Source organism: Brevundimonas sp. AVps31 (genome assembly GCF_058681355.1).
Genome location: NZ_CM178736.1, coordinates 82,222 through 103,050, shown reverse-complemented (window position 1 = coordinate 103,050; position 20,829 = coordinate 82,222). Strand labels below are relative to the sequence as shown.

The following is a 20,829-nucleotide window of genomic DNA, read 5'->3' as shown; positions in this document are numbered from 1 at the left end:
GGGGAGGAACGCTTAAGTCCGCGTCTTGTCCCAGACGCTGAACTCGTGGGCGATGCAGCGGTCGACGAGGGTGCGCCAGACGGGTTCGGCGATGTCGGCGGACAGGCCGGCGGGCGCGGCGGCGGCCAGGACCTTGGCGACCACATCCTCGATCCGGGCGTCGTCATGGACGACGTCGCGGCTGGGTTTGATGCGGGCGGCGGCGTGCATGTAACGCTGACGCTCGGCCAGCAGGGTCACCAGCGCGCGGTCGAGGGCGTCGACGCCATGGCGGACCTCGGCCATCGACAGACAGGCCTCCGGCGCGACGCGGGCGTCGATCGCCACGACAGTGGGGGACTCAACCGACAAAGGCGCGCTCCAGAACATAGTCGCCGGGCTCGGCGTTCGAGCCCTCCTTCATGCCCCAGGTCTCGAGCAGTTCGCCCGTTTCCTTGATCATGGCCATCGAGCCGCAGAGCATGACGCGGTCGGTGTTGGGGGAAAAGCCGATCGGCAGGCCGAGGTCGGCGAAGACGTCGCCGGACTTGATGCGGTCGGTGATGCGACCGGGCGTCTCGAACCGTTCGCGGGTCACGGTGGGGTAATAGACCAGCTGCGCCCTGGCCTCGTCGCCGACCAGCGGGTCCCCGTGGATGCCCGAGGTGAAGAAGTCGCGGTAGGCGAGATCGGCCACGTTGCGGACGGTGTGGCAGACGATGACCTGGCCGAAGCGGCTGTAGGTGTCCGGATCACGGGCGACCGAGAGCCAGGGGGCCAGGCCGGTGCCGGTGCCGATCAGCCAGAGGCGTTCGCCGCCGGTCAGGGCGTCCAGCACCAGGGTGCCGGTCGGCTTCTTGCCCATCAGGACCGTGTCGCCCGGCTGGATCTTCTGCAGGCGCGAGGTCAGGGGGCCGTCGGGGACCTTGATGGAGAAGAACTCCAGCTCCTCATCCCAGTGCGGGCTGGCGATGGAGTAGGCGCGCAGGACGGGCTTGCCCGCCACTCCGTCTTTGGCTTCGCTCGGCAGGCCGATCATCACGAACTCGCCCGAGCGGAAGCGGAAATCCTCGGGGCGGCGGATGCGGAAGCTGAACAGCTGATCGGTCCAGTGGCGGACGGTCAGAACCTCGAGCTCATGAAAGGGCGAGGCCTTGGCGGGGGGAGGGGCGACGGCGTCGGTCATTGCGGCGCTTCTTAGGGGGTGAGGCGGCGGGGGGGAAGGGCGGCGGTGTCGCGGGATCGGTCGGGTTGGGTGGAAAGTGCCGAAACCCTGTCTTCCCGAGACTCCCGGGCGCCGATGTCAAAGACCGTGAGAGATGTTGGCATGGGGGTGCGTCAGGATTGGTCGTGTCCTCCCTGCGAGGGGCAGGTTCATCACAACGGGCACGACGGGGGCACAACGAACACAACGGGACCGCGCCCTGTTCACCTGTCGTCTTTTCCCGGGAGACGGCGCGCGGAGCGCGCAATCGGAGTCCAGGATGCATGCGATCGCTCCCGGCGCCGCACCGGACCCGCCGTGTCCGTTGTGCCCCCGTCGTGCTCGTTGTGATCAACCAAAGATCGTCAGGCATCAGGGAAGACAGGGCCCGGCGCCGCGATTCGGCGGGGTTGGACGGTGTCGGGCGTGGCGGGGGGTGACGGGACGGGATTCCGGCTCTAGCGTCCGCCTCCGGTTCAAAACATTCGTGCGGCGTTCATGCGTAATCTTCTGCTGGCCTCCACCCTGTTCGTGGCGACGCTGTCGCCCTTCACCGCCGCGATGGCTCAGGAGGCTTCCGTGACCGCCGCCACCGCCCAGGCGACCGCCGGGAGCGCGATCCTGACGCCCGAGCGGGTGTTCGCCAATCCGTCGCTGGCCGGACCGGTGGCCAAGGGGGTCACCCTGTCGCCGGACGGGGAGCTGGTGGCCTTCCTGCGCTCGCGCGAGGATGACGTGGACGTGCAGGACCTGTGGGCCGCGCCGACGGGCGAGGGTGAGCCGTTCAAGCTGATCGACGCCCGGGCCCTGGTCCCGGACGCGGGCGAGCTGTCGGAGGCCGAGAAGGCGCGGCGCGAGCGGATGCGCATCAGCCAGCGTGGCGTGGTCGAATATTCGTGGGACGACCAGGGCCGCTACATCCTGGCGCCTCTGGAAGGCGACATCTTCCTGGCCGCGCGCGAGGGCGGACAGGTGCGTCGCCTGACCGAGACCGAGGCGGACGAGATCGACGCCAAGGTGTCGCCGAAGGGCAATTTCGTCTCGTACGTCCGGGACCAGGATCTGGTCGTCTATGACCTCGCCTCGAACACCGAGACGGCGATCACCGCGGACGGCGACGGGCTGAAGACCTGGGCCACGGCGGAGTTCATCGCTCAGGAAGAGCTGGATCGCGACACCGGCTACTGGTGGAGCCCGACCGAGCGCTACATCGCCCTGCAGCACACCGACGAAAGCACGGTCGACATCATCCCGCGTCTGGACATCACCGGCGGCGGGGCGACGACGGTGGCGCAGCGCTATCCGCGCGCCGGGCGTCCCAATGCGGTGGTCGAACTGTATGTGCACGATCGCGAGAGCGGCCAGCGCGTGAAGGTCGACCTGGGCGCCAACGCCGACATCTATCTGGCGCGGGTGAACTGGTCGTCGGACGGCGGCGTGCTGTACGTCCAGCGCCTGTCGCGGGACCAGAAGACGCTGGACCTGCTGAGCGTCGATCCGGCCACGGGGGCGTCGCGGGTGATCGCCAGTCAGCGGTCGGACGCCTGGGTTCCGTTGAACAACGACTTCCGCGCCCTTGAGGATGGGACGTTCATCTGGTCGTCGGAGGAGACCGGCTGGAAGCATCTGTATCTGTACAACCGCGACGGTCGCCGCATCCGCGCGATCACCTCGGGCCGGTATCCGGTCAAGGGTCTGTCGGGCGTCAATGCACAGACGGGCGAGGTCTTCTTCACCGCCTCGATGAGGGACGGACGCGAGCTGCCGATCGAACAGCAGCTGTTCCGCGCCTCGCTCCGCCGGACCATGACGCCGGTGGCGGTGACCTCGGCCGGCGGCTGGTGGGGCGCGTCGATGAACAAGACGGGGACGGCCTTCGTCGGCACCTATACCGACCTGAACACCCCGTCGCAGTCGGCCCTGTACCGCGCCGACGGGACGCGCATCCGCTGGATCGAGGAGAACCGTCTGGAGCCGGGGCATCCGGCTTATCCGTTCGCGTCGCGGCGGGGCGAAGTCACCTTCGGCACGCTGGAAAGCCACGGCGAGACCCTGGTCTGGCAGATGACGACGCCGCCCGGGTTCGATCCGACGAAAACCTATCCGGTGGTGATGCAGGTCTATGGCGGACCGTCGGGCGGGGGCGTGAAACGCGGCTGGCAGGGCTCGACCAATCAACTGTTGACCGAGGCTGGCTACATCGTCTTCCGGCTGGACAATCGCGGCGAGGGCGATCGCTCTGCGGCGTTCAAACAGGCGCTGTATCTGCGCATGGGTCAGCCTGAGATGGAGGATCAGGTTCTTGGGGCCAACTATCTGAGATCGCTGCCTTACGTCGATGATGCACGCATCGCCATGATGGGCTGGTCCTACGGAGGCTTCATGACCCTGATGGCCGCGACCGAGCCGCAGATGGGGCTGGCCGGAGCGCTGGCGGGCGCCCCGCCGACGGAGTGGGGCCTGTACGATACGGCCTATACCGAGCGCTACATGTCGACGCCGGAAGCGAACGCGGCGGGCTATGCCGCCTCGGACGTCATACCGCGCCTGCCGAACCTGACCGGACGGCTGCTGCTGATGCACGGGATGGCCGACGACAACGTGATCCTTGAGAACTCGACGCGGGTGATCAACGCGCTGCAGCAGAACAGCCAGCCGTTCGAGCTGATGCTGTACCCGGGGCAGCGGCACGGGGTGCGCGGCAACGAGCGGCAGTTGCAGCAGTGGCGCACGTATCTGGACTTCCTGGACCGGACGATCGGGACGCGGTCGCACTAAGCGGCGCCCCATCCCCTCGAGGGGTAAGGGGTTGGAGATGGGGTGGAGGCAGTGATGATCAGAGTATGGCGCGAGCAACGCGGGCATCAGTGCGACGAAGCCTCTCGCGGCTCATCCGGACGCAGCCTGTCACCCCCCCTCCCAACCCTCTCCCTCGAGGGGAGGGCTTTGGTTGGAGCGGCCGCGGCGCTGCTGCTGACGGCGGGTGGCGCTGCAGCGCAGGCGACCCCCGGAGTCTATGTGACGCGCGAACCGGTCGTCGGCATCCCGCTGCGTCCGCCGCTGACGGCGGAAAACGTCATGGCGCAATATCAGGCTTATGACGGGCGCTCGGGCAGCATGATCCGCTGGAGCGCGCCCGAGGTTCTGGCGCCCATGCTGCCGGGCGCGGTGATGACGGCCACGCCGGACGCGCCGCTAACCGAGATCAGCGGGCGACGACTTGTGCTGAAGGACAATATCGAAACGGCGGACATGCCGACGACCGCGGGCTCGCTGGCGTTGGCGGACAATGCGCCGGGCAGGGATGCGCCGATCGTGACCCGGCTCAGGGCCGCGCGGGTGATCCTGCTGGGCAAGGCCAATCTGTCGGAGTGGGCCAACATCCGCTCGTCGAACTCGATCAGCGGCTGGAGCGCGGTCGGCGGTCAGACCCGCAATCCCTATGACCTGGAACGCACCCCGTGCGGCTCGTCCTCGGGGAGCGCCGTGGCCGTCGCGACGGGCGTGGCCGAATTGGCCATCGGAACGGAGACGGACGGATCGATCACCTGTCCGGCCTCGGTGAACGGGGTGGTGGGGTTCAAGCCGACGGTGGGGCTGGTGTCGCGGACCCATATCGTGCCGATCAGCCATTCGCAGGACACCGCCGGGCCGATCACGACGACGGTCGAGGACGCCGCGCGGGTGCTGACGGTCATCGCCGGGGCGGACCCCCTGGACGCCGCGACGGCGGAGGCCGACGCGCGCAAGGTGGACTATGCGGCGTCTCTGGACGCCGGGTCGCTGCGCGGGGCGCGGATCGGGGTGATGCGGTTCCTGATGCCGTCCTATTCGGAGGAGACGCGGGCCGAGTTCGAGCGGTCGCTGCAGGTGATGCGCGACGCGGGGGCGGTGATCGTGGACGTGACCGAGCCGCCCGCCGACTGGCGCAATATCGGGACCTGGGAGCTGCAGGTGCTGATGACCGAGCTGAAGGTCGACCTGAACGCCTATCTGGCCTCGACCGACCCGGAGCAGGTGAAGACGCGGACGCTGGCCGAGGTGATCGCCTTCAATGACGCCGAGCCGCGCGAGACGGTGCTGTTCGGGCAGGAGCTGTTCCTGCGGGCCGAGGCGACGACGGGGCTGGAAGACCCCGTTTATGTCGAGGCCCGGGCGCGGTCGCTGAGGGCGGCGGGTCCCGAGGGGATCGACCGGATGATGGCGGATCACAATGTGGTCGCCCTGATCGCGCCGACCACCTCGCGCGCCTGGACCAATGACCGCGAGGACGAGGACGACATGCAGGGCTCGGCCAGCCGGCTGGCGGCGGTGGCGGGCTATCCGCATCTGACGGTGCCGATGGGGTTCGACCGGGGCATGCCGGTGGGGCTGAGCGTCATGGCCGGGAAGTGGGAGGACGCGAAGGTTCTGTCGCTGGGGTATGCCTTCGAGCAGCTGACGCAGGCGCGGCGGGCGCCGACGGGGCGCTAGCTCCGGAGGCGGGGGCGGGCCTGCTCTGGGACTGGTGCCTGGGAAGTGGTTAGTGGTTAGTGGCTAGTGGCTGGATAGGCCGGAGAACGGCCGTTCGACGGAGCCTCCCGGGCAGGGAGGAAGCCATCCGCTAATCACTAACCACTAATCACTAGCTCGCGCGGTGTATGGAGCGGCCCTCGTGTCGGCAGCCCGACGCAACCTTCACCATTCGCCTGGATTGAGCCGTCATGGAAAAGCTGTTCGTCAAGTTCGCGACCCTGACCGCGAAGATCGCGGGCAAGCCATGGACCTTCATCGCCTGTCTGGGGATCGTGCTGGCCTGGGCGGTGACGGGGCCGATCTTCCGATTCAGCGAGACCTGGCAGCTGGTGATCAATACCGGCACGACCATCATCACCTTCCTGATGGTCTTCCTGATCCAGAACACCCAGAACCGGGACGGGGCGGCGATGCAGGCCAAGCTGGACGAGCTGGTCTATGCGGTGAAACAGGCGGACTCGCGTTTCATCGGCATCGAACATCTGACCGAGCGCGAACTGGACGCCATCCTGACCGAGGTCGAGGCGCGCGGCATCGCGGTGCATCAGGGCAAGCCGGCCGGACCGATCAGGGGGCGGCGCGGCAAGCGGGTCGAGGACCTTGCACCCGGGCCGGCAAAGGCCGCCGCGGCCTCGCCGAAGGGCAAGGCCTCATGAGCGACCTGATCGCCAACATCGTGGGTACCGGCGCGGCACTCTGTTCGATCACCAGTTTCGCGCCGCAGATGATCAAGATCTGGAAGGAGAAGGACGCCTCGGCGATCTCGTTGAAGACCTATTCGCTGACGGTGACCTGTTTCGTCCTGTGGACCGTCTACGGCGTCATGACCAAGGCCTGGCCGGTGACGATCGCCAACGCCTGCGCCCTGGTGATGGCGTGCGGGGTTCTGGCCATGAAATGGCGGTTCGAACGCGGAACCTGAGGCCGTTCATCAAGATGGCTGTTTGGTGACGGTTTTAAGTCTTAAGAAAGTCTTGATATCGCGTTTGGCGCCGGTCAAAACTCGGAAATTCCAAGGGGATCGTCGCCACGTCCGAGTGGCCCGACCCCGGAGCTTTTTGCGCCGGGCGGCTGATGCACGTCCGGTATTGACCGAGGACGAACATGACCCTGGCCGCCGGCGATATCGCGATCATCTCGATGAACGCGGACACCAACAAGACCTTCTCGTTCGTCAGCCTTGTCGACATCGCACCGGGAGAGGTGATCAAATTCACCGACAACTCGTGGCTGGGCAGCGCCTTCCGCACCGGCGAGGGGACGATCACCTGGACGGCGCCGGCCGGCGGCGTGCCGCGCGGCACGGTCATCACCATCGACACCACCAATACCGTCTCGACGGTCAATGTCGGCACGGTGACCGACAACGGCGACGTCAATTTCTCGACCAGCGGCGACCAGATCATCGCCTATCAGGACGGCAGCGGCAGCCCGAACTTCCTGTACGCGGTCAATAACGAAGGCGCGGGCGTCTGGCAGACCGGGGCCGCGGCGAACAACACCAACGCCTCGGCCCTGCCGACGGGACTGGTGGCCGGCGAGACGGCGGTGGCGCTGAACGAAATCGACAACGCGGCCTATTCGGGCGGAGTGTCCGGCACGCGCGCGGAACTGCTGGCGCTGATCGGCAACACCGCCAACTGGACTTTGAACGACACCACGAACCAGACGCCGCCCGGCAGCTTCAGCGTGGGCGGCAGCATGGCTTTCTCGATCGGCGACGCCTCGGTGACCGAAGGGGACACCGGCGCCCAGACCATGACCTTCACGATCAGCCGCACCAATGGCGCGGGCGCCGCGACGGTGAACTGGGCCACCTCGGACGGCACGGCTACGGCCGGATCGGACTATGTCGCGACCTCCGGCACGGCCAGTTTCGCGGACGGCCAGACGACCACCACCGTCACGGTCACGATCAACGGCGATGCGACCGTCGAGGGCGACGAGACGCTGAACATCACCCTGACCAACCCGTCGACCGGCACGATCGCCGACGGCGCGGGCGTCGGCACGATCCTGAACAACGATGTGCCGGCCGGGGCGGTGACGCCCTTCATCAACGAGTTCCACTACGACAACGCGGGCACCGACGCCGGTGAGTTCATCGAGATCGCGGGCAGCGCGGGCACGAACCTGACGGGCTGGACGCTGGTGCTGTACAATGGCGGCAACGGCCAGTCGTACACGACCATCAATCTGTCGGGCGCCTTCGCTGACCTGCAGAACGGCATGGGCGTGCTGAGCTTCGCCGCCGTGGGCATCCAGAACGGCTCGCCGGACGGCATCGCCCTGGTCAACAGCAGTGGCCAGGTGGTCGAGTTCATCAGCTACGAAGGCGCCATGACCGCCACCAACGGTCCGGCCAGCGGTATGACCAGCGTGGACGTCGGCGCGGGCGTTGAAGAGCCGGGCGACGCCAACGGCACTTCCATCGGCCGGGTCGGCACGGGCGGGCAGAGCAATTTCCAATGGGAAGTGATCACCGGCGCGACCGCCGGCGGGGTCAACGGCGGCCAGACCTTCACCCCGGTGGTGTCGGTCGGTGACGCGACGGTGGCCGAGGGCGACAGCGGCGCCACGATCCTGACCTTCACCGTGACCCGCACGACCAGCGTCGGCGCGGCGACCGTCGACTGGGCGACGAATGATCCTATCGCGGTCGACGGCACGGACGCGCACGCCAGTTCGGACTATGGCCGGGCCAACGGCACCGTGACCTTCGCGGACGGCGAACTGACCGCGACCTTCACCGTGACCGTCTTCGGCGACGTGACTCCGGAACTGACCGAGCATCTGGAAGTCCGCCTGTCGAACGCGACGGGCGGTCTGGTGATCGGCGACGGCACGGGTCTGGGCTATATCACCAACGACGATGCGACCCCGCCGACGGTGTCGGTCGCCGACGTCGCGGTGGTCGAGGGCGACAGCGGCACGGTGACCCTGACCTTCACCGTCACCCGCGCCGACGGCACGGGCGCGTTCAGCGTCGACTACGCCACCAACGACGGCACGGCCACGGCGGGCGAGGACTATACCGCGGGCAGCGGCACGCTGACCTTCGCGGACGGGCAGATGACGCAGACGGTGACCATCACCGTCAGCGGCGATACGGCCTCGGAAGCGACCGAGCGCTTCACCCTGAACCTGTCGAACGCGACCAATGACGCCGTCATCACCGACGGCGTGGCGGTCGGCACGATCACCAACGACGACCTGACGGCGATCTATACGATCCAGGGCGCCGGCCACATCTCGACCTATGTCGGCGAGGAAGTGACCACGACCGGCGTGGTCACCGCCATCGACAACAACGGCTTCTACATCCAGGACCCGAACGGCGACGGAAACCGCGCCACCTCGGACGCCATCTTCATCTCGACCGGCACGGCGCCCGTGGGCATCGTGATCGGCAGCGCGGTGACCGTGGCGGGCGTGGTGCAGGAGTTCGTCGGCGCGGCCGGGAGCCTGAGCATCACCCAGATCGCCGCGGGCGCGAACGGGCTGAACTACTCGGCCAACGGGACCGGCACGGTGCAGATGACCTACATCGGCAACGGCGTGGGCGAGTACACGCCGCCCACCTCGGTGGTGGACGACGACAACTTCACCTCGTTCGATCCGGACGCCGACGGCGCCGACTTCTACGAGTCGATGGAAGGCATGCTGGTCACCGTGCGGGACGCGCAGGCGGTGTCGGACACCGACGCCGGCTCGACCTATGTGGTGGCCAATCAGGGCGCTGACGCGACCGGCATGAACGACCGGGGCGGGATCACCAACTCGGCGGGCGACCAGAACCCCGAGAAGCTGATCATCTACGACGACTCGACCATCTCGGGCGCCTATACGCCGAACCACTCTGTCGGCGACCTTCTGGGCGACGTGACCGGCGTGGTCAGCTATTTCGGCGGGGAATACGAACTGATCGTGCGCGATCCGGTGACCGTGGTGTCGGATGTGACGGCGGGTGAGGAAACCACCGCCCTGGTGCAGGCGGACACGGGCGCCAACGAGCACCTGACCATCGCCAGCTACAATGTCGAAAACCTTGATCCGGGCGACGGCGCGCGGATCGGCGAACTGGCCCGTGACATCGTCATCAACATGGGCACACCGGACATCATCGGCCTGATCGAGGTGCAGGACGGCAACGACGGCACCCTGTCGGGGCAGGCGTCGGCGCAGGCCCTGATCAACCAGATCATCGCCAACGGCGGCCCGACCTATGTCTACGTGGAAGTGCCGCCCGCCTCGGAAGGCTCGTCAGGCGGCGAGCCGGGCGGCAACATCCGCAACGGTTTCCTCTACAATCCGGACCGGGTCGACTACGTCAACGGTTCGGCCGTGGCCCTGCTGGACCCCGCCTTCACCGGCAGCCGCAAGCCGCTGTCGGCGCAGTTCGAGTTCAACGGCGAGATCATCACCGCCCTGTCGATCCACTCGACCTCGCGCATCGGAAGCGATCCCTACATGGGCTCGACCCAGCCGCCCGCGAACGCCGGTGAAGGCGGTCGTCTGGCCCAGTCGCTGGCCATCGAGGCCTATCTGGACCAACTGCGTCTGGTCGATCCCGACGCCCACGTCGTGGTGTCGGGCGACTTCAACGCCTTCTACTTCGAGCAGTCGGTCTCGCTGCTGGAAGACGGCGGTCTGAACAATCTGTGGAGCCTGCTGCCGGCGGAGGAGCGCTATTCCTACGCTTTCGGCGGCAACTCGCAGACGCTGGATCACATGCTGGTCTCGGGCGGCCTGCTGGGCGGCGCGCAGTTCGACGGCATCCACATCAACAGCTTCATCCCGACGCAGGCGAGCGATCACGATGCCCTGCTGGCGCAACTGGTCGTCGTGGGCGCGGGCGCCAACACCGTCACCGGAACGGCGGGCGCCGATACGATGGCGGCGCTGGGCGGCGACGACACCTATGTCGTGAACAACGCCGGCGATGTGGTCGTCGAGGCGGCGAACGGCGGGTTCGACACGGTGCAGGCGTCCGTGTCCTGGACCCTTTCGGACAATGTCGAGACGCTTGTCCTGACCGGGACGGCGTTGAACGGCACGGGCAACGGCCAGGACAACCTCCTGGTCGGCAATGCCCAGAACAACGTCCTGAACGGCGGCGGCGGTGTGGACGAAGTGTCCTATGCCTCTGCAGCCGCAGGGGTGGATGTGCGCCTGAACGGCGGCGTGACCCGCAACGACGGCTTCGGCGGCGTGGACACCCTGATCAGCATCGAGAACATCACGGGGTCCGCGTTCAACGACACCCTGATCGGCTCGAACGGCGTCAATGTGCTGAACGGCGGACTGGGCCGCGACGTGCTGCTGGGGCTGGCGGGCAATGACACCCTCGCGGGCGGTTCGGGCGTGGCCAACGAACTGTACGGCGGTCAGGGCGACGACCTGTACATCGTGACGGCGCAGGACACGATCTTCGAGGCCGCCAATGAGGGCATCGACACCGTCCAGACCAGTCTGGCGACCTTCACCCTCGCGGCCAATGTCGAGAACCTGACCTATATGGGCGGGGCCAACTTCAACGGCATCGGCAACGCTGCGGACAATACCATCCGGGGCAACGGCGGCGCCGACATCCTGAACGGAGCCGACGGCAACGACGTGCTGATCGGCGGCGCGGGCGCGGACATTCTGGTCGGGGGCGCCGGCATCGACACCGTCGACTATTCGACCTCGAGCGGGGCGGTCAGCGTTCGCCTGTCGGGCCAGTTCAGCTTCGACGACGGCTTCGGCGCGCGCGATGTCTATTCCTCGGTCGAGAACGCCATCGGTTCGGCCTTCGCCGACCTGTTGTTCGGTTCGGCGGGCGACAATGTGCTGAATGGCGGCCTGGGCGCCGACATCCTGCTGGGTCTGGACGGCAACGACACCCTGATCGGCGGTGATGGCGCGGCCAACACCCTGCAGGGCGGTCAGGGCGACGACACCTATGTCGTCACCGCCAATGACACGATCACCGAGTTCGCCAACCAAGGCGTCGACACGGTCCGGACCAGCCACGCCAGCTATACGCTGGGCGCCAATCTGGAGAACCTGGCCTACACAGGGTCGGGCGCCTTCAACGGGACGGGCAATGCCTTGAACAACGTCATCACCGGCGGGGCCGGCAATGACACCCTGATCGGCGGGGGCGGCAACGACACCCTGAACGGTGGTCTGGGGTCCGACACCGTGGTGCTTCGCGGGATCGCCGGAGAGTATCAGGTCACCTATATGGGGGGGGACACCTATCAGGTCGTCGACAACGTCAACGGCCGGGACGGCACGACCCTGGTGAGCGGTGTCGAGCAACTGCAGTTCTCGAACATCACCAGCTTCCTGTCGCCCATCACCGCGCCGGCGCTGTCGGAGAAGGCCGGCGGGGCGTTGACCCTGCCGACGCTGGTCGATGACGACTTCCTGCCGGTGATGAAGAGCGGCCACGATCAGCCGCTGGTCCTGCCGGGCGGAGATGACCTCTACCTGTTCGACAAGCATTTCGATGAGGCTCTGGTTCTGCCGACCGCCGACGACGCCCTGGCGTTCATGGTCGATCGCGTGAACCACGACGTCACGGGCGGGCACGGCGATCAGCCGCTGCATCTGCTGCCGGGTGACTATCTGCTGGCCTGAGGATCAGGGCCGGCCGGGGACCTCAGCGTCCCTGTCTGGCTCTGACCAGTTCCATGACGAGATCGGCCGCCTGTTCGGGAGAGCAGGCGGTCGTGTCAATTCGCAGGTCAGGCGCGACGGGCGGCTCATACGGGCTGTCGATGCCGGTGAAGTTGGCGAGGCGGCCCTGCCGGGCCTTGGCGTAGAGCCCCTTCACGTCGCGGGCTTCGGCGGCCTCCAGCGGGGCGTCGACATGGATTTCGATGAACTCGCCGGGCGCCATCAGGGCGCGGGCCATGTCGCGCTCGGCGCGGAAGGGCGAGATGAAGGAGACCAGCACGATCAGGCCGGCGTCGGTCATCAGCCGGGCCACCTCGGCCACGCGCCGGATATTTTCGACCCGGTCGGCGTCGGTGAAGCCTAGATCGCGGTTCAGCCCGCCCCGGACGTTGTCGCCGTCCAGAAGCGTCGAGTGCAGGCCTTGGGCGAACAGACGCTGTTCAACCCGGTTGGCGATGGTCGACTTGCCCGCTCCGGACAGGCCGGTGAACCACAGGACCAGCGGCGTCTGGCCCTTTTGCGCGGCATGGTCAGCGCGGGTCAGGCTCAGGACCTGGGGCTGGATATTGGTCGCGCGACGCAGGGCGAAGCGGATCATGCCCGCGCCTGCTGTGGCCGAGCTCATCCGGTCGATCAGGATGAAACCGCCGAGGTCGCGACTGACGGCGTAGGGTTCGAACGCGACGGCGGTGTCGAGCGACAGGGTGACCAGGCCGATCTCGTTCAGGCCGAGGGTGCGGGCGGCCAGCGCCTCGCCGCTGTCGGGATCGACGCGGTGCTTGATCTCCATGACGCGCGCCGGGACGGTCAGGGCGCCGATCTTCAGGTCATGGGTGCGACCGGGCAGCAGGGGCTGGTCCGACATCCAGACCAGATGGGCCTCGAACTGGTCGGCGACGGCGGGCGGGGCGTCGGGCGAGACCAGCCAGTCGCCGCGTGAGACGTCGACGGGACGGTCCAGCGTCAGGCTGACCGACTGGCCCGCGCACGCGCGCTCCGGGCTGGGGCCGCTGATGGAGGCGACCACGGCCTCGGCGCCGGAGGGCAGGACGCGGACGGGATCGCCGGGACGTATGGCGCCGCTCGCGACCCGGCCGGCGAAGCCGCGATGCTCGCCGTGGCGGATCACGGTCTGGACCGGCAGGCGCAAGGGGCCGTCGACAACGTCCGGGGCGGGCGCCTGCTTCAGCCATTGCGACAGGAGGGGGCCGTCGTACCAGGACAGGGTCGGATCGCGCCGGGTCACGCCGGCCCCGGTCAGGGCGCTGAGCGGCACGGCGGTGACGTCCTCAAGCCCGAGCGTGGCGGCGAAGGCGGCGTAGTCGGCGGCGACGGCGTCGAACGTCTCTTTCGAGCCGCCGACCAGATCCATCTTGTTGACCGCCAGAAGGACGCGGCGAACGCCCATCAACGACAGGATGCGGGTATGGCGGCGCGTCTGGGTCAGGACGCCCTTGCGGACATCGACCAGCACCACGGCCAGATCGGCGGTGGAGGCGGCGGTGGCCATGTTGCGGGTGTACTGCTCATGCCCCGGGGTGTCGGCGAGGATGAACCGGCGGCCCTCGAGGTCGAAGTAGCGGTAGGCGACGTCGATGGTGATGCCCTGTTCCCGCTCCGCCGACAGGCCGTCGACCAGCAGGGAGAGGTCGGGATCGGGGCCCAGCGCGGCCAGCTGATCGGCGGGGACGGCCCCGGCGTCAAGCAGCAGGCGGCCGATCAGGGTGGACTTGCCGTCATCGACGGAGCCGCAGGTGATCAGGCGGACCGGCCCGTGAGTGGATAAGGGCATCAGAAATAGCCCTCGCGCTTCTTGCGCTCCATGGAGGCGGCGGGATCGTGGTCGATGGCGCGGCCCTGACGTTCCGAGACGGTCGCGGCGGCGACCTCGGCGACGACGGCGTCGAGGGTGTCGGCGTCGCTCTCCACCGCGCCGGTCAGGGGCCAGCAGCCCAGGGTGCGGAAGCGCACGCGGCGCCGGGTCGGGGTCTCGCCGGGGCGAAGCGGCAGGCGGGGATCGGCGAGGATGAGGGCGCCGTCCCGCTCGACCACCGGCCGGTCGGCGGCCAGGTAGAGGTCAGGCAGGGCGATCCCCTCGCGCTGGACGTAGCGCCAGACGTCGAGCTCGGTCCAGTTGGAGAGAGGGAAGACGCGCAACGTCTGACCGTCGGTGCGGCGGGTGTTGTACAGGCTCCAGAGTTCCGGGCGCTGGGCGCGCGGGTCCCAGCCGTGGGCGGCGGTGCGGACCGAGACGATCCGCTCCTTGGCGCGGCTCTTTTCCTCGTCGCGCCGGGCGCCGCCGAACGCCGCGTCGAAGCGTCCGGCGTCCAGCGCCTGCTTCAGTCCCTGCGTCTTCCACAGGTCGGTATGAACCGAGGCTCCGTGGTCGAAGGGATTGATCCCGGCGGCCTCGGCGTCCGGGTTGCGGTGGATGATCAGGGTCGTTCCGGGCTGGGCGGCCAGCGCATCGCGGAAGGCGTACATCTCGGCGAACTTCCACATCGTATCGACGTGCAGAAGGGGGAAGGGCAGGGGCGCGGGGGCGAAGGCCTTGCGCGCCAGATGCAGCATGACGGCGGAGTCCTTGCCCGCCGAGAACAGCATGACCGGCCGCTCCGTCTCCGCGACGATCTCGCGGATGATGTGCAGGGCCTCGGCCTCCAGCCCGTCCAGAAGATCGTCGTCTCGCCCCATTCCCTACCAGTGACGGCGGAATCGGGCGGCGCCAAGGGTGCGTCGGCCCCGGGGGCATGGCGGAACGCGGCGTGACGCGGCAGGGTGCCGCCATGACTACGGGAATCGCTTCCCCGCTGATTGCGGGCATCGAACTGGGCGGCACGAAATGTGTCTGCGTGCTGGCGTCCGGGCCGGACGACATTCGCGACGAGGTGCGCCTGCCGACGACCACGCCGGACGAGACGCTGGGCGCCATCCGGGCGGTGCTGGAGCGCTGGGCGGCGGGGCCGGGCTTCGACGCCATCGGACTGGCCAGTTTCGGCCCGGTGGAGCTGGACCCGCAGGCGGAAAAGTACGGCCATGTCACCGAGACGACCAAGCTGGCGTGGCGCTGGGCCGACCTGAATGTGCTGCACCGGGGCTTCGGCGTGCCGGTGGCGCTGGACACCGATGTGAACGGCGCGGCGCTGGCGGAGGGCCGGTGGGGCGCGGCGCGGGGGCTGGACAGCCACGCCTACGCCACGGTGGGGACCGGCATCGGGGTCGGGCTGGTGATCAACGGCAGGACCGTGCGCGGGCTGGGGCATCCGGAGGTCGGTCACCTGAAGGTCGGGCGGTTGCCGGGCGACGACTGGCCGGGCGTCTGCGCCTACCACGGCGACTGCGTCGAAGGGCTGGCGTCGGGTCCGGCGGTGGAGGCGCGCGCCGGCAGGCCCGGCGGCGAACTGACGCCCGATGATCCGGTCTGGGACATGGTGGTGCAGGCGTTGGGCGGGATGGTGCACAACCTGGTTCTGACCGCCTGTCCGCAGCGCATCCTGATCGGCGGCGGTGTGGCGGATGGCCAGCCGTGGCTGTTCGAACGCCTGCGCGCCGCGCTGGTCGAAAGTCTGGCGGGCTACGGGACCGCAGGGGCCATCGCGGCGGATGTGGACGCCTATCTGCAGCCGCCGGGACTGGGCTCGAAGGCCGGACCGATGGGGGCGATCGCGGTGGGGCTGACCGCCCTCTAGCCGCGGTTCAGCGCCGTCGGTGCTCGGACGGCTGGATGCCGTGGCGGGCCATCTTGTCGTACAGGGTCTTGCGCGGGATCTGCAGGCTTTCCGTGACGCGGCGCATGTCGCCGGCGTGGGCGGTCAGGGCTTCGCGGATCAGTTCAGCCTCATAGTCCTGAACCTGTTTCGACAGGCTCCGGTCCGTCTCCAGCCGCTCGGCGGGCGCGGCGATGCCGACCGCGACCTCGCTGGCGTAGTTGGACAGCTCGCGCAGATTGCCCGGCCAGTCGTGCTCCAGCAGGCGGCGGCGGATGGCGTGGTCGATGGTCGGGATGTTCCGGCCCAGACGGCGCGCGGCGCGGTCGAGGAAGCGGGCGAACAGCAGGGGCACGTCCTCGCGCCGCTCGCGCAGGGGCGGGATGCGGACGCGCACGACATTGAGGCGGTAGAAAAGGTCCTCGCGCAGATCGCCGCGGGCGACGGCCTCGGCCGGATCGGCCTTGGTGGCGGCGACGATGCGCAGGTCGAGCGCATGGGCCTCGCCCGCGCCGACGGGCATGATCTCTCGTTCTTCCAGCACCCTCAGGAGCAGCAACTGGGCGGCGCGGGGGGCGAGGTCGATCTCATCGAGGAAGAGGCTGCCCTGATGCGACTGTTCAATCTGGCCCTCGCGGCGGCGCAGGGCGCCGGGGAAGGCGCCGGCGGCGTGCCCGACCAGCTGGGTCTCCAGTCCGGTCTCGGGGAGGGTGGCGCAGGAGACGGCGACGAAGGGCTTCACCCGGCGGCGACCGGCGTTGTGGATGGCGCGGGCCACGGCCTCCTTGCCCGCTCCGGTCTCGCCCTCGATCAGGACATCGACCTCGGCGTCCGCGAGCCGCTGGATGGCGGCGCGCAGGGCGGTGACGGCGCGGCTTTCGCCACTGAGCGGGATCGACCATTCGTCGTCCATCGCCAAGGCGGCGAGGCGGCGGTTGTCCAGCACCAGGGCCCGCTTCTCCAGCGCGCGGTGCAGGGTTTCGAGCAGGCGTTCGGGGGCGAAGGGCTTGGCGAGGAAGTCGTAGGCGCCGCGCTTCATGACATCGACCGCCTCGGCGATGTCGCCGTGGCCGGTCATGACGACGACGGGCAGGTCGGGGTCCATGACGGCGAGGCGGTCGACCAGCTGGCGTCCGTCGAGTCCGGGCATGCGCAGGTCGGTGACCACGACGCCGTCGAAGCGGGCGTCGAGCGCCTTCAGCGCGGTGTCGCCGGAGGGAAATCCGGACACCGCCAGCCCTTCGAGGGACAGGCGTTCGGCGAGGGCGGCGCGGAAGGCGTCGTCGTCCTCGACCAGAGCGATGCGGTTGCACGGTTGGAAACTCATTCGGCCTTGGCCAGTACGATCTTGAAGACGGCGCCGTCACCGGATCGGGCGGTGGAGGGCGCGTGGGACAGTTCGCCGCCGAAGCCCGCGACGATGTCCCGGCTGATGACGAGACCGAGACCGAGGCCGTCGCGCTTGTCGGTGGTGAAGGGGGTGAAGAGGCGGTCGAGGACCTCGGCCGAGACGCCCGGGCCGGTATCGGCGACGCGGACGGTGACCTTGCCCGCGCGCACGGCGACGGAGATGTCGATGACCGGGTCCGACACGCCGTCCAGCGCCTCGATGGCGTTCTGGAGCAGGTTGAGCACGACCTGTTCGAGGCGGTTACGCTCGGCCAGCACCTCGAGGCCTTCGGGTCCCCGGGTGCGTTTGAGGGTGATGCCCTGCTCGCGCAGGCGGGCGCCGACCAGCAGCAGGGCGCCGTCGATGGCGGCGTCCACGCCGACAGCCACGGCGCCGGAGCGGGTCTTGCGCGAGAAGGCGCGGAGCTCGTCGGTGATGGCGCCGACGCGCTGGGTCAGTTCTCCGATGCGGGTCAGGGATCGGGCAGCGGCGGCGGCGTCCTGTCGGCCCAGATAGACGGAGGCCGTGTCGGCGTGGGTGCGGATGGCGGCCAGGGGCTGGTTGATTTCATGCGCCACGCCCGCCGCGATCTGGCCGAGGGTCGCCAGCTTGTTGGCCTGGATCAGTTCGTCCTGCAGGTCCTGACGGCCCTTCTCGAGACGGCGGCGTTCGTCGATCTCGCGGCTGAGCTGGTCATTAGCGTCCCGCAGTTCGGCGGTGCGGGCGTCGACCTGGCGTTCCAGATCGATGCGGGCGGCTTCGTCCTCGGCGGCGCGGGTGCGGGCGCGCTGGCGACGGCGCAGAAGGACCCCGGTCAGGCCGGCCAGCAGGGCGACGCTGAGCAGGGCCAGAACACGGGCGGCCATGATGGCGCGGGCCATGCCGGTCCCCGCCGGGGACAGCAGATGCAACTGCCAGCCGATCTCGGGGATGGGGGCGGAGGCGCGGGCGTAGAGGTCCGGCGGGACGTCGCGGGACAGGCGGATCAGTCCGGGCTGAAGCGCCTCGAAGGGCAGGGCGGAGAGGTCGGCGCGGCCCGCCGTCTGGTCCACCGCCAGCCGCTGACGCCGGTCGGGACGCAGGGCGCCGGTGGTGTGGAAGCGCCAGTCCGAGACGGTGGTGATCAGAACGACGCCGTCGCCGTCGGTGACATAGGTCGGCTCGCCCGAGGTGCGCCAGTCGCTCTCCAGCGCATCGAACTCGACCTTGGCGACGATGACGCCGAGGGGGCGGCCATCGGGGCCGGAAATCCGGCGCGACAGATAGAGGCCGGGCCGGCCGCTGACGGTGCCGAGGGCGAAGAAGCTGGCCTGACCGTCGCGCAGGGCCTCGGAATAATAGGGGCGGAAGCGGTAGTCCGAGCCGACGAAACTGATCGGCTGGTTCCAGTTGCTGGCCGCCAGCGCGACGCCGCGGGTGTCCAGCACATAGATGACGGCGGCGCGGGTTTCGCGCGCCAGACCTTCCAGTTTGCGATTCAGCCGATCGACGGCCGCCGGATCGGGATCCCTGAGCAGAGCCTGAAGGTCCGGATCTTGGGCCAGGACCATCGGCAGGGAGCGATGGCGCTCAAGCTCGCTGCGCAGGACGGCGGCATGGAGGGCGGTGGCGGTGGCGGCCTGCCGCAGGGCGTCGGCGCGGGCGTCCCGCCGGGCGATCTCGCCCGCGAACATCACGGCGGCGACGGCGACGATCAGCCAGAAGACGGCGAAGACGCGCCACTGGTCGTGTGCGGAATCGAGAAATCGGCGCATGCCGGGACTAATGCGGGATTTCGCACAGATGTCGAGAATATGTGTGCGGAAAACCGCTCAAACTTTGATTTTTGCATCTGCGAAATCCCCAGTAAGCTTATAAAAGTCAGTGCGATACACGTTGTCGGCCTTTCGCTTGCGAGGCCGGACCGGGGCTCCCGATAATGGCGCCACGTCATCGCAACAGACGGTGAATCAAACCGGGACCGGCAAGCGGTCTCTTCGGGAGGGTCTTTTGATCCAGATTGCATCCACGCCGGAGGCAGGCGCCGCGCGCAAGCCCTGGTACCGTAGCCTGTACGTCATGGTCCTCGGCGCCATCATCGCCGGGGGGCTGATCGGCCATTTCTTCCCTGAACTGGGCAAGGATCTGAAGCCGCTGGGCGACGCCTTCATCAAGCTGGTGAAGATGATCATCGCCCCGGTGATCTTCCTGACCATCTCGACCGGCATCGCCGGTATGAGCGACCTGAAACGCGTCGGCCGGGTGGCCGGCAAGGCGTTCGCCTATTTCTTCGTCTTCTCGACCCTGGCCCTGATCGTCGGCCTGATCATCGCCAATGTGGTGCAGCCGGGCCGTGGCCTGAACATCGATCCGGCGACGCTGGATTCCGGTGCGGTCGCCCAGTACGCCGCCGCCGCCCATGAATCGACCATCGTCGGCTTCCTGACCGGCATCATCCCGACGACGCTGGTGAGCGCCTTCGTCGAGGGCAACATCCTGCAGACCCTGTTCGTGTCGATCCTGTTCGGCATCTCGCTGGCCATCGTCGGCGCCCCGGCGCAGCCGGTGGTGCGGGCGCTGGATTCGCTGAGCCAGGTGATCTTCCGTCTGGTCGCCATCCTGATGAAGGCCGCGCCGATCGGCGCCTTCGGGGCCTTCGCCTTCACCATCGGGGCCTACGGGGTTGGCGCGATCGCCAATCTGTTCGCCCTGATCGCCACCTTCTACCTGACCGCTCTCGTCTTCGTGCTCGGCGTGCTGGGTCTGGTTTGCCGGGCCAACGGCTTCTCGATCTTCAAGCTGATCGCCTATCTGAAGGAAGAGCTTCTGCTGGTGCTCGGCACCTCGTCGTCGGAAGCGGCCCTGCCCAGCCTGATGCAGAAGCTGGAAGCCGCCGGCGCACCCAAGTCGGTGGTCGGGCTGGTCGTGCCGACGGGCTATTCGTTCAATCTGGACGGCACCAACATCTATATGACCATGGCGGCGCTGTTCATCGCCCAGGCCATGAACATCCATCTGAGCCTTGAGCAGCAGATCCTGCTGCTGCTGGTCGCCATGCTGAGCTCCAAGGGCGCGGCGGGGATCACCGGCGCGGGCTTCATCACCCTGGCCGCGACGCTGGCGGTGGTGCCGACCGTGCCGGTGGCCGGCATGGCGCTGATCCTCGGCATTGACCGCTTCATGAGCGAGTGCCGGGCGCTGACGAACTTCGTGGGCAATGCGGTGGCGACCCTGGTCGTCGCCCGCTGGGAGGGTGAGCTGGACCGCGACGCGCTCCATGCCGCGCTGAAATCAACACCGAAGGCGCTTGCCGCGCCGCCGGATCCGGCCGCCGGGCCGGGGGACAAGGGAAACCTGACAGCCGACTAAAGAAACGGCGGGGTTAAATG

General features: G+C 68.3%; 13 protein-coding genes. 7 read left to right on the top strand and 6 right to left on the bottom strand.

Annotation, left to right across the window (positions count from 1 at the left end; all coding sequences use genetic code 11):
- Positions 1–12: 12 nt before the first annotated feature.
- Both ACW174_RS00355 and ACW174_RS00350 read right to left on the bottom strand, forming a co-directional pair.
- A complete protein-coding gene (locus tag ACW174_RS00355) occupies positions 13–369 on the bottom strand; it encodes a chorismate mutase (protein WP_492015714.1) in 357 nt (118 codons plus the stop codon).
- Entirely contained in the window at positions 341–1,165 is an 825-nt protein-coding gene (locus tag ACW174_RS00350; RefSeq protein WP_492015713.1) for a ferredoxin--NADP reductase, read from the bottom strand. Before ACW174_RS00350 ends, ACW174_RS00355 begins: the two co-directional genes overlap by 29 nt.
- A 516-nt stretch (positions 1,166–1,681) precedes the next feature.
- Between ACW174_RS00350 and ACW174_RS00345 the strand changes: the two genes are divergently transcribed.
- From ACW174_RS00345 to ACW174_RS00325, 5 genes are all read left to right on the top strand, one after another.
- A complete protein-coding gene (locus ACW174_RS00345; RefSeq protein ID WP_492015712.1) occupies positions 1,682–3,961 on the top strand; it encodes a S9 family peptidase in 2,280 nt (759 codons plus the stop codon).
- A 393-nt stretch (positions 3,962–4,354) separates the two neighbouring features.
- A complete protein-coding gene (locus tag ACW174_RS00340; RefSeq protein ID WP_492017315.1) occupies positions 4,355–5,656 on the top strand; it encodes an amidase in 1,302 nt (433 codons plus the stop codon).
- 230 nt (positions 5,657–5,886) lie between these two features.
- Complete coding sequence (locus ACW174_RS00335) at positions 5,887–6,354, top strand: low affinity iron permease family protein (RefSeq protein ID WP_492015711.1); 468 nt, start codon at positions 5,887–5,889, stop codon at positions 6,352–6,354.
- Positions 6,351–6,620 carry a SemiSWEET family sugar transporter gene (locus ACW174_RS00330; protein ID WP_492015710.1) on the top strand — a complete coding sequence of 90 codons (270 nt, stop codon included), beginning with the start codon at positions 6,351–6,353 and terminating at the stop codon, positions 6,618–6,620. The genes ACW174_RS00335 and ACW174_RS00330 overlap by 4 nt, the downstream gene beginning before the upstream one ends.
- Positions 6,621–6,802: 182 nt before the next feature.
- The gene (locus ACW174_RS00325) at positions 6,803–12,325 is read left to right on the top strand and encodes a Calx-beta domain-containing protein (RefSeq protein ID WP_492015709.1); all 5,523 of its coding nucleotides are present in this window, start codon (positions 6,803–6,805) and stop codon (positions 12,323–12,325) included.
- 22 nt (positions 12,326–12,347) lie between these two features.
- Here ACW174_RS00325 and cysC read toward each other — a convergent pair whose 3' ends face one another.
- Both cysC and cysD read right to left on the bottom strand, forming a co-directional pair.
- Entirely contained in the window at positions 12,348–14,156 is a 1,809-nt protein-coding gene (gene cysC, locus ACW174_RS00320; protein WP_492015708.1) for an adenylyl-sulfate kinase, read from the bottom strand.
- Positions 14,156–15,058: a sulfate adenylyltransferase subunit CysD gene (cysD, locus tag ACW174_RS00315; RefSeq protein ID WP_492015707.1), complete on the bottom strand. Its 903-nt coding sequence runs from the start codon at positions 15,056–15,058 to the stop codon at positions 14,156–14,158. The genes cysC and cysD overlap by 1 nt, the downstream gene beginning before the upstream one ends.
- A gap of 92 nt (positions 15,059–15,150) precedes the next feature.
- On the opposite strand from cysD, the gene ACW174_RS00310 reads away from it, so the two are divergent.
- Positions 15,151–16,053 carry an ROK family protein gene (locus tag ACW174_RS00310; protein ID WP_492015706.1) on the top strand — a complete coding sequence of 301 codons (903 nt, stop codon included), beginning with the start codon at positions 15,151–15,153 and terminating at the stop codon, positions 16,051–16,053.
- A gap of 7 nt (positions 16,054–16,060) precedes the next feature.
- On the opposite strand, the gene ACW174_RS00305 is transcribed toward ACW174_RS00310, so the two are convergent.
- Both ACW174_RS00305 and ACW174_RS00300 read right to left on the bottom strand, forming a co-directional pair.
- Positions 16,061–17,398 (bottom strand): sigma-54-dependent transcriptional regulator, encoded by a 1,338-nt coding sequence (locus ACW174_RS00305; protein ID WP_492015705.1) that lies wholly within the window; start codon positions 17,396–17,398, stop codon positions 16,061–16,063.
- Positions 17,395–19,215, bottom strand: a complete 1,821-nt coding sequence (locus tag ACW174_RS00300) for a sensor histidine kinase (protein WP_492015704.1) — start codon at positions 19,213–19,215, stop codon at positions 17,395–17,397. The genes ACW174_RS00305 and ACW174_RS00300 overlap by 4 nt, the downstream gene beginning before the upstream one ends.
- A 304-nt stretch (positions 19,216–19,519) precedes the next feature.
- Here ACW174_RS00300 and ACW174_RS00295 point away from each other — a divergent pair, with 304 nt between their 5' ends.
- Positions 19,520–20,809: a dicarboxylate/amino acid:cation symporter gene (locus ACW174_RS00295; protein WP_492017314.1), complete on the top strand. Its 1,290-nt coding sequence runs from the start codon at positions 19,520–19,522 to the stop codon at positions 20,807–20,809.
- Positions 20,810–20,829: the final 20 nt, after the last annotated feature.